Annotated in this window: 9 protein-coding genes and 3 tRNA genes; 10 read left to right on the top strand and 2 right to left on the bottom strand. The window is 42.3% G+C overall.

Annotated elements, in window-relative coordinates:
- The first annotated feature begins 1 nt into the window (after position 1).
- The 7 genes from BMX79_RS06675 (at position 2) to BMX79_RS06645 (ending at position 4,967) form a co-directional block, all read left to right on the top strand.
- Positions 2 to 74: transfer RNA gene (locus BMX79_RS06675), tRNA-Val, on the top strand.
- Between the two features lie 9 nt (positions 75 to 83).
- Positions 84 to 156: transfer RNA gene (locus BMX79_RS06670), tRNA-Lys, on the top strand.
- Between the two features lie 20 nt (positions 157 to 176).
- A tRNA-Arg gene (locus BMX79_RS06665) sits at positions 177 to 250 on the top strand.
- Positions 251 to 496: 246 nt separating this feature from the next.
- Positions 497 to 988 (top strand): CtsR family transcriptional regulator, encoded by a 492-nt coding sequence (locus BMX79_RS06660; protein ID WP_091480623.1) that lies wholly within the window; start codon positions 497 to 499, stop codon positions 986 to 988.
- Entirely contained in the window at positions 985 to 3,468 is a 2,484-nt protein-coding gene (locus BMX79_RS06655; protein ID WP_091480620.1) for an ATP-dependent Clp protease ATP-binding subunit, read from the top strand. Before BMX79_RS06660 ends, BMX79_RS06655 begins: the two co-directional genes overlap by 4 nt.
- Before the next feature lie 209 nt (positions 3,469 to 3,677).
- Entirely contained in the window at positions 3,678 to 4,496 is an 819-nt protein-coding gene (locus BMX79_RS06650; RefSeq protein WP_091480617.1) for a manganese catalase, read from the top strand.
- Positions 4,497 to 4,619: 123 nt separating this feature from the next.
- On the top strand, positions 4,620 to 4,967 hold the full coding sequence (locus BMX79_RS06645) for a hypothetical protein (protein WP_091480614.1): 348 nt from the start codon (positions 4,620 to 4,622) through the stop codon (positions 4,965 to 4,967).
- Positions 4,968 to 5,021: 54 nt separating this feature from the next.
- On the opposite strand, the gene BMX79_RS06640 is transcribed toward BMX79_RS06645, so the two are convergent.
- A complete protein-coding gene (locus BMX79_RS06640) occupies positions 5,022 to 5,885 on the bottom strand; it encodes a helix-turn-helix domain-containing protein (protein WP_170231058.1) in 864 nt (287 codons plus the stop codon).
- Between the two features lie 100 nt (positions 5,886 to 5,985).
- On the opposite strand from BMX79_RS06640, the gene tadA reads away from it, so the two are divergent.
- The gene (gene tadA, locus BMX79_RS06635; protein ID WP_091480899.1) at positions 5,986 to 6,510 is read left to right on the top strand and encodes a tRNA adenosine(34) deaminase TadA; all 525 of its coding nucleotides are present in this window, start codon (positions 5,986 to 5,988) and stop codon (positions 6,508 to 6,510) included.
- A 118-nt stretch (positions 6,511 to 6,628) separates the two neighbouring features.
- Here the strand turns inward: tadA and proC are convergent, their stop codons facing one another.
- Entirely contained in the window at positions 6,629 to 7,426 is a 798-nt protein-coding gene (gene proC / locus BMX79_RS06630) for a pyrroline-5-carboxylate reductase (protein WP_170231057.1), read from the bottom strand.
- Positions 7,427 to 7,587: 161 nt separating this feature from the next.
- Between proC and BMX79_RS06625 the strand changes: the two genes are divergently transcribed.
- Positions 7,588 to 8,604 carry a branched-chain amino acid aminotransferase gene (locus BMX79_RS06625; protein WP_091480606.1) on the top strand — a complete coding sequence of 339 codons (1,017 nt, stop codon included), beginning with the start codon at positions 7,588 to 7,590 and terminating at the stop codon, positions 8,602 to 8,604.
- A gap of 49 nt (positions 8,605 to 8,653) precedes the next feature.
- Positions 8,654 to 9,058 (top strand): secondary thiamine-phosphate synthase enzyme YjbQ, encoded by a 405-nt coding sequence (locus BMX79_RS06620; RefSeq protein ID WP_091480603.1) that lies wholly within the window; start codon positions 8,654 to 8,656, stop codon positions 9,056 to 9,058.
- Positions 9,059 to 9,565 lie beyond the last annotated feature (507 nt).

The raw sequence follows: 9,565 nt of genomic DNA, 5'->3' as shown, positions 1-9,565 counted from the left end.
TGGAGGTTTAGCTCAGTTGGGAGAGCATCTGCCTTACAAGCAGAGGGTCAGCGGTTCGAGCCCGTTAACCTCCATAGATCCATGAGCCGTTAGCTCAGTTGGTAGAGCAACTGACTTTTAATCAGTGGGTCACAGGTTCGAATCCTGTACGGCTCATTGCAATCGGCATCATCCATGCGTCCTTAGCTCAATTGGATAGAGCACCTGACTTCGGATCAGGCGGTTAAGGGTTCAAGTCCTTTAGGGCGCGTAAGATAGTTACATACATAGGCTGCTTTAGATGAAAATCTTTAGCTGCCTTTTTTGTTATTCTAAGGAATGGAGTTGCTTCTCTCTTTTCATTTAACGTAATTGTTGGTATAATAATTAATAGTCAAAAATAGTCAAACAATCATCGATGCCTTATAGTCAATAGTAAAGGAGGGTACTGAAAGGACTTGAAATTTCAATAGAAATTAGATACACTTCAAGTCACTACTTTCAGTAGATGTTCGATATGGAAAACCAGAATATGACGGATATTATTGAAGCTTATTTAAAAAAAGTACTGCAGCAGCAGGAACAGGTAGAAATCAGAAGAAGTGAGATAGCGCAATTATTCGACTGTGTCCCTTCCCAGATTAATTATGTCATCAACACACGCTTCACGATCCAGAAAGGATATCTGGTCGAAAGTAAACGAGGCGGCGGAGGATACATCCGAATAATAAAAGTTCAGGTACTGGATGATCTTGATATGCTGAATACCATGATCGAAATCATTGGAGACAGCATAACAGAAAAAGATGCCAAATCTGTTGTACAGAAATTATATGAAGACGATATTATTACAAAAAGAGAAGCAAAACTCATGCTTGTAGCCATGGATAAATCCTTATATACCGGTGAAAGAGTAATAGATAATCGTTTACGATCAAATCTTTTACGAACAATGTTAGTTAATTTAAAATATGAAGAGCCAAACAAACGAAAGGCGGACCACTCATGAATGAATTATTTACAGAAAAAGCCAAAAAGGCCTTACTGATTGCTCAGGAAGAAGCACAATCTTTCCGCCATAGAACTGTTGGAACAGAGCATCTTTTATTGGGACTTATTATTGAAGAAGATGGGATTGCAGGTAAGACACTAAGAGAACTGACAATAACAGAAGAAGATATTAGAGAAGAAATTGAACACCTATCAAGTTACGGGCCTGAGCAGACTCTGCCTAAAAACGCAATACTGCCTTATTCACCTAGAGCTAGACAGATTATAAAGTATGCTACGGATGAGGCTAGACGAATGAAACGCCCATTAGTTGGTACAGAGCATCTGCTGCTAGGTCTTCTAAGAGATGAAGAGATTTTATCAGCAAAAATTCTGAATAACCTCGATGTGAATCTGGCTAAAGCCCGACAGCTTGTACTCAAGAAATTAGGGGCTCAGGATAAAAATGGAAAAAGCAGAGCAGGCAGCAGACGTCCAGGTAAAGCTCAGCAGTCTTCAGGAGGAACGCCTACACTTGATTCTCTAGCGCGTGATCTGACTCAACAGGCTAGAGACAATAGACTGGATCCTATTGTTGGACGAAATAAGGAAGTCAGACGAATCATTCAAATTCTCAGCAGGCGTACTAAGAACAATCCTGTTCTTGTAGGGGATCCTGGAGTAGGTAAAACAGCAATAGCGGAAGGTCTAGCACAGAAAATTATTGCAAATGAAGTTCCACCAGTACTTCAGAACAAGCGTCTGATGACTCTAGATATGGGGTCATTAGTTGCTGGAACGAAGTATCGTGGTGAATTCGAAGAGCGTATGAAGAAAATCATTGACGAAATTTATCAGGATGGAGAAGTCATTCTATTTATTGATGAATTACACACGCTAATTGGTGCTGGAGGAGCAGAAGGCGCCATTGATGCGTCTAATATCCTTAAACCTGCACTAGCACGTGGAGAACTCCAGACGATTGGTGCAACAACACTAGATGAATATCAGAAGCACATTGAAAAAGATGCGGCACTTGAAAGACGATTTGCATCAATTCATGTCGATCCACCTTCTGAGATGGAAGCTGAAGAAATATTGTTTGGGCTGAGAGAACGCTATGAGCAGCACCACGGTGTCAAAATAACCGATGAAGCACTCAGAGCGGCTGTGCATCTGTCTACCCGATATATCACGTCAAGACAATTGCCGGACAAAGCGATTGATCTGATGGATGAATCTGCATCCAAGGTTCGTATGGACGAAAGTGATTCTCCAACACCGTTATCAAAAGCAACTGAAACGCTCGAAGATCTGATTCGTAAAAAAGAGAAGGCTATTCAGTCTCAGGACTTTGAACGTGCCGCTCAGATCAGAGAAAAAGAAATGAGACAAAGAAAACGACTGGAAAAACTGGTTAAGCAGGAAGATGATGGAGATGAAAGCCAGCTTCGAGTGACCGAATCGGATATAGCAGAAGTCGTATCTCAGTGGACTGGTATTCCAGTAAATCAGATGGAACAGAAAGAAAGCGAACGTCTGCTGAATCTTGAAAAAGTTCTTCATGAGCGTGTTGTCGGTCAGGAGCAGGCTGTTGTTGCCGTATCAAAAGCCATCAGACGAGCACGCAGCGGTCTGAAAGATCCTAACCGTCCGATTGGATCATTTATGTTCCTGGGCCCTACTGGTGTAGGTAAGACAGAACTGGCTAAAGCACTGGCAGAGTCAATGTTCGGAAGCGAAGAAGCCCTAGTTAGAGTAGATATGTCTGAATTTATGGAGAAATACAGTACGAGCCGTCTAGTCGGTTCACCTCCAGGATATGTTGGATATGATGAAGGTGGACAACTGACTGAGAAAATCAGACAGAAGCCTTATTCAGTTATTCTTCTTGATGAGGTGGAGAAAGCTCACCCTGACGTCTTCAACATCCTGCTTCAAGTTCTGGATGATGGAGTACTCACAGATGGAAAAGGCAGAAAAGTAGACTTTAAAAATACTATTCTTATCATGACATCTAACTTAGGAGCAACAGCTCTCAGAGACGAAAAATCTGTCGGTTTTGGAGCAATCGATAAGCGTTTCGATCATGATGCAATGGAAAAACGGATTCGTGAAGAACTGAAAAATGCCTTCAGACCGGAATTCCTTAATCGTGTTGATGACACTATCGTGTTCCAGTCTCTCAAAAAAGAAGAGCTTCGTGAAATCGTTAAACTATTAACAAAAAATATTGTGACTCGTATGGAAGAAATCGGTATTCAGCTTAAAATCACCTCATCTGCTATGGACGTGATTGCTGAAGAAGGATTTGATCCAGAGTATGGTGCCCGTCCACTTAAACGAGCAATTCAGAATAAGATGGAAGACCGTTTGAGTGAAGCGTTGCTGTCTGGAGAAATCAGTCTGAAAGATAAAGTGACATTAGGCGCATCAAAAGGTGAAATCACCTTAAGAGTAAGAGAAGAAAAGAATAAAAAGTCTAAAATAACTAACTGATAAAAGATACTGGATTTTGTTTTCAGTTAGTAATCATATGCTGTAATAACCACGCGTTCGTTTTTGAGGTGTTTAACCTTTCAAACTGAATGCGTGGTTTTTCTTCTATTCTGAGAATATAATAACAAGTCATATCATTAGATTAAAAAATAAGAGGGTGGTAAAGTTTATCTGTTGATAAACACTACAAAAAAAGAAAGGATGTTACTATGTTCACGCACAAGAAAGAATTACAGTACCATGCTACACCAGAGCGTCCTGATGCACTGATGGCAAGAAGACTGCAGGAGATTCTTGGCGGTCAATGGGGCGAAATGTCTGTCATGAATATGTATCTTTTCCAGGGGTGGAATGCCCGAGGAAATGAGAAGTACAAAGACTTACTATTAGATACAGCTACTGAGGAAATCGGGCACGTTGAAATGATCGCGACTATGATTGCTCAATTACTAGACAAGGCACCTCTTTCAGCACAGGAAGAAGCTGTCGAGTCTGATCCAGCTATAGCGGCAGTCATGGGAGGAATGAATCCTCAGCACGCCATCGTTACAGGACTTGGTGCAGCACCGAGAGACTCTAATGGCAATCCATGGACATCAAATTACATTGTGTCCAGCGGAAATATTCTAGCAGATATGCGCATGAATGTAACTGCCGAATCACAAGGACGCCTTCAAGTAGCCAGACTCTATGAAATGACAGAAGACAAAGGAATCAGAGACATGCTAGGCTTCCTGCTAGCCAGAGATAAACAGCACCAGCTTCAGTGGATAGAAGCCATTAAAGAACTGGAAGCTAAAGAAGGCATCGTTGTACCGGGAACAGTTCCCGAGAAATATGAAGTATCAGATGTGACTCACACCCTTTATAATTTCTCAGAAGGAGAAGACAGCAAACCAGTAGTAGACGGGAAAGAAGCCGCTGACGGAAATGACTTCAAATACATCAAAAACCCTGAGGCTATGGCTGACAAGCCAGTACTGAAAGCACCGCCTGCTCAACTGCACAGCACACCACCAGAAAAATAAGCTGATAAGAGGTAATCAGATTTCCTTGACTGAGATCAGGTGATCAAGCGTTTATCTTTGAAACGACAACTCTTTCTCTGGTACTATTAAGTAAATAAATTAAAGATGAGAGGGTTGACGTGGATGAATAAAGTAGATGACACACAAAAGAGTATTCTGATTGGAGTAGGGGTTGCATTTTTAGTCGGGATTCTTACTTTCCTGTTTTCTTCTGACAATGCAAAGAAAAAAACGAAAGCAACAGTGAACCGTCAGAAAGCAAAGCACTATGTGAATGATAAAATCAACAGCAAAAGTGCAAAAAAATTAGTCAGCAAATTGACTGATGATGAAATTAATATGCTAGTAGGAGCTGCTGGAAAAGTTAGTGATTTAGAAGACAAATTTTCTGACATGGGTTCTGATATGAAAGATTATATGCAGGATAAATCAAAAGATGCAAAAAAAGCATGGAAGAAAGTTAAAAAGTAAGCCAGTTCCGGCTAAACCAAAGAAGGTCTCCTTTTACAGGAGGCCTTCTTTGGTTTATAGAATCAACAAATAACACAGCAGCAGTTCATCCATATTTTTCAAGGATAAGCCGGTGGTTTCGTTGAACCGTTCCATCCGGTACTGAAGTGTATTCCGGTGGATAAACAGCTGTTTTGCAGCGACACTGATGTTTCCTTGACTTTGCCACAAGGCTTGAATCAGCTCGTGCCAGTCATCGGAAGCATCGATCTGAGTTTTGAGTTCCTTCATTATGGCACTTTTTGACAACGCATCTTTTGTAAAATGATGCAGGGCAATATCCGGAAGTGAGCTGACCTGATGGTGCATATGTGTGACTTCCTGCTGAAAAATATTCTGTTCTTCTTTAAATATATTGTACAGATTATGGTCCGGTGTCCAGAACTGACCTATATAGGCATGCGTTCTTATTGAGAAGTCATCTTCCAGCGTCTGAAGGATTCCTGTTATTTCTTCGCCTGAAAAGTTCGGTGCACCAGTATCCTGTATTATGAGGCAGGTATCGCTGCTTACAAAAAAGACATCCAGAACAGGTTCGAATAACTGTCTGATCGAATCGATCCATATTAAATAGTCAAACTGTGTATCTATTTTTTCCAGATAGAGCTGTGTCAGTCGGATCATCTGGGTTGTTTTAGGTGGAAGATCTCTTTGGCCTTGTATCAGTTCAGCCCACTTAGAGTCTGAGACTGGAAAGGAAGAAGGTTCAATTTCCTGTTTAAGCATGACAAGCAGCTGCCATTCCTTTTCGGTCAGTTCTTTTTTTGGTATGTGGATCCATTTATTTTTATAAGGAATGCGGAAAGTGTCTTCGTCCATAAATGGCAGATCGGACAAGACCGCTTCGGGATACAATGTTTTCAAGTTTGCATAATCCAAACTTATTCCTCCTATCTCAATGTAGCTTAATTTTACCACTGTTTGATGCAAAGAGAAACTAAGGTATAATGAAGAAAAAGTGACTTTTGGAGCGATCGAGATGACTGGATATAGCGAAAAAGAAATAGATCGATGGATGACTGAAGCGATCATCGAAGCAAAGAAGGCCGAAGCGATACTTGAAGTCCCCATCGGGGCAGTGGTTGTCAAGGATGGCCAAGTGATCGGTCGAGGACATAATCAGAGAGAAACGCAGCAGGAAGCCGCCGCGCATGCCGAGATGATAGCAATCAAGGAAGCGAATCAAAGGCTGGGTAACTGGCGACTGGAGGAGTGTGATCTGTTCGTGACTTTAGAACCCTGTGTCATGTGCAGCGGCGCCATTGTACTTTCCCGCCTGCGTTCAGTTTATTATGGACCAGCGGATCCTAAGGGAGGGGCAGTGGAATCGTTGATGACTGTTCTTCAGGATGACCGTCTGAACCACCAGTGTGAGGTGCATAAGGGAGTCAGGAAAGAGGAGTGCTCGGCCTTGCTGTCTGATTTTTTCAGGACGCTCAGAGCGAGAAAAAAGAGAGAAAAAGCACTGAGACAATCAGAAGCTTCCACTGAAGAAAACAAGTGAATCAGAAGGAGATACATGAACTTGTGTACTATTTGAAAACCGCCGGTCATTAAGACAGCATGAAATAGACTGTCTCGATGTACCGGCGGTTTTTATTCATTTATAAAGAGACCACCTATTACTGTTTACCGGATATGGCCTGATCTTTCTCGATCATCTTGTCGAAAGCACCAATAACTGAATCGGAAAAGTCACTCTGCAGCAGATGCAGGATCGCTTCAACAGTTATGCCTCCTGGTGAGGATACCTTGTCAATAAGTGTCTGAGGAGAATCACTGGCATGCTTGACGGTCTTCCCACTACCCAATACAGCTTGAGCAGCAATCTTTACAGCTGTATCTTTTTTCATGCCATATCTAACAGCACTTCTAGCCAGCGTATCAATGAACAGGAAGACAAGTGCTGGAGAACTCCCGGCCAGTCCGATAAAAATGTTCAGCTGATTTTCCGGAATAATAACTGTTTCTCCTACCGCGTTGAAAATATCTTGAGTAATCTTTATATTCTCTTCTGATACACTGGGGTTTTCTACAATGGCCGTCATGGACTCCTCAACTTGTGCATTAAGGTTGGGCATGGTCCGCAGATACTGACTTTCTGACAAAAACTGCTTCAGACGGTCACTCGGGTAACCTGCAGCTACGGACAGCACCAGCTTGTCTTGAGGAATGGAGAGACGGCCGAGTACGTTATCCATCTGATGAGGCTTGACCGCCAGAAGGATGACATCTGAAGCGTCGATTACGTCCTGATTGACATGAGTCCCGCTGATCTGCCAGTTTTCTTCGATTTTCTTGAGTGAGTCAGGGGAGTAGGTCGATACGATTAGGTCTTCTTTCTGAATCAGCTCTTTCTTCAACAGTCCCTTTACAATGGCCTGAGCCATATTTCCGAATCCGATACATCCTAATTTCATACGCGTCATCCTTTATAGTTAATTTACTATCAGTGTAGCATATTTTCAATCAAAGTGAGTAAACTGGTCAGAAGAAAAAGGGATTGTCGGAAACATTAAAATTTTGTCATTTTTTTGGTATAATAAAAACCTAACTAGGGGATATGAAAAGGGGAAGATGTATGACAAAAGATTTAGATTGGGAAAACCTTGGTTTTTCCTATATTAAAACAGATTATCGCTTTATTTCTCGCTATAAAGATGGGGAATGGGACGAAGGTGAACTGACAACGGATAATCAGCTTCACATTTCTGAAGGATCTACTGCCCTGCATTATGGTCAGCAGTGTTTTGAAGGAATGAAAGCCTATCGGACTGAAGATGGGTCCATCAATTTATTTAGACCTTATGAGAATGCCAGCCGAATGAAGAAAAGCTGTGAACGTCTACTTATGGCTGTTTATCCGGAAGATAAGTTTGTGGAGGCAGTGAAAAAAGTAGTCCGTGCTAATGAAGAATGGGTACCCCCATATGGATCGGGCAGCTCTTTATACCTGCGTCCGTTCATGATCGGGGTAGGCGACAATATTGGAATAAAATCTGCCGATGAGTATATTTTTTCAATATTTGCCATGCCTGTCGGCTCTTATTTCAAAGGTGGAATGAAACCGTCCAATTTTGTTGTGAGCGGTTATGATCGTGCGGCACCGAAAGGAACAGGGGCGGCAAAAGTCGGCGGAAACTATGCGGCCAGCTTGCTTCCTGGAAAAGAAGCCAAGTCACGTTCTTTCAGTGATGCGGTTTATCTGGATCCGGAAACACATACTAAAATAGAAGAAGTCGGAGCAGCCAACTTTTTCGGAATAACTAAAGACGATGTATTCGTAACGCCTAAGTCACCATCCATACTACCCAGCATAACCAAGTATTCGTTGCTTTGGCTTGCTGAAAATAGATTGAATCTCGATACACTTGAAGGAGACGTATACATCAGCGATATCGATCAGTTCAAAGAAGCGGGTGCCTGTGGAACTGCTGCAGTTATTGCTCCAATCGGTGGTCTACAGGTAGAAGATGATTTCCATGTTTTTTATTCTGAAACAGAAGTCGGTCCCGTTACTAAGCGACTCTATAATGAACTGGTCGGGATACAGTTTGGAGATGTAGAGGCTCCTGAAGGATGGATAGAGAAAGTCTAAGGTTCATTAAATCATGAGATGAAAAAATCAAATAAGTGGAGGGCTATCAATGAGCTATTTGAAAAAAATTACAATTGATACACATCATAAACAGGAATTTGTTATGATCGACCGTTATTTGAATGAAGCGCTGGAAGAAAGTCAGGTCGAGAACGGCATCATGGTGGTTTATTGTCCGCATACTACAGGCGGGATCACAATCAACGAGAATGCTGACCCGGATGTTCGTACAGATCTGAAACGTGTGCTGGATGATACGTTTCCTGATCATGACTACTTTGTGCATGCGGAAGGGAACTCTGATGGACATATTAAATCATCTCTTGTCGGTGCAAGTGAAACCTTGATTATTGAGAAGGGCAAGCTGGTATTCGGCACCTGGCAGAGTGTCTACTTTACCGAGTTTGACGGTCCGAGGACAAGGCAAGTTTATATCAAGATAATAGAAGGATAAGTTTATTCGAAGGAGAATGCCTAGGCGTTCTCCTTTTTTCTTGTGCGCCCGGCATGGGCGACAACTTGGTGGTGAAAGTCCACTACAGACTTGGCAGTAGGAACTGTTAGCGAAAGTCAAGGGTGTCCGCCGTGAGGCGGAATCTGAAGGAAGACGGACGCAAATGCTTGCACTGACGAACAGAAACTTCATACCAAGGCTTAATATAACGGATGAGCTTGCATGACAAAGTGAAGTCCGATACTGCCCGAATTCTATTGAGTAAATGAAGCAGTGACATGAGCAGAAGGTTGTCGTTCTTACCCGGGGAGGTCTCGTCAGCGCATAGTAGTAACAACGAATGGCGAGAAGTCAGCCGAGGTCATAGTAGGGAAAATGTACCGAAGGACCGAACAATATCAATACTTTGAAGATTGGAGGTTAGGCATTATGACAAACGCAGAAAACAACCGACAGGTTGGCAAGCTACAAAGGGATAAGCTGGAAGCGAAAGAGTATGTAGATGTG

This window comes from Alkalibacterium pelagium (assembly GCF_900109325.1).
GTDB lineage: Bacteria > Bacillota > Bacilli > Lactobacillales > Carnobacteriaceae_A > Alkalibacterium > Alkalibacterium pelagium.
This window is presented reverse-complemented; position numbering and strand designations above follow the sequence as displayed.

Coding starts and splice junctions, on each gene's coding strand:
- BMX79_RS06660 (WP_091480623.1), top strand. CDS start 497: ATGGAAAACCAGAATATGACGGATATTATTGAAGCTTATTTAAAAAAA.
- BMX79_RS06655 (WP_091480620.1), top strand. CDS start 985: ATGAATGAATTATTTACAGAAAAAGCCAAAAAGGCCTTACTGATTGCT.
- BMX79_RS06650 (WP_091480617.1), top strand. CDS start 3,678: ATGTTCACGCACAAGAAAGAATTACAGTACCATGCTACACCAGAGCGT.
- BMX79_RS06645 (WP_091480614.1), top strand. CDS start 4,620: ATGAATAAAGTAGATGACACACAAAAGAGTATTCTGATTGGAGTAGGG.
- tadA (WP_091480899.1), top strand. CDS start 5,986: ATGACTGGATATAGCGAAAAAGAAATAGATCGATGGATGACTGAAGCG.
- proC (WP_170231057.1), bottom strand. CDS start 7,426: ATGAAATTAGGATGTATCGGATTCGGAAATATGGCTCAGGCCATTGTA.
- BMX79_RS06625 (WP_091480606.1), top strand. CDS start 7,588: ATGACAAAAGATTTAGATTGGGAAAACCTTGGTTTTTCCTATATTAAA.
- BMX79_RS06620 (WP_091480603.1), top strand. CDS start 8,654: ATGAGCTATTTGAAAAAAATTACAATTGATACACATCATAAACAGGAA.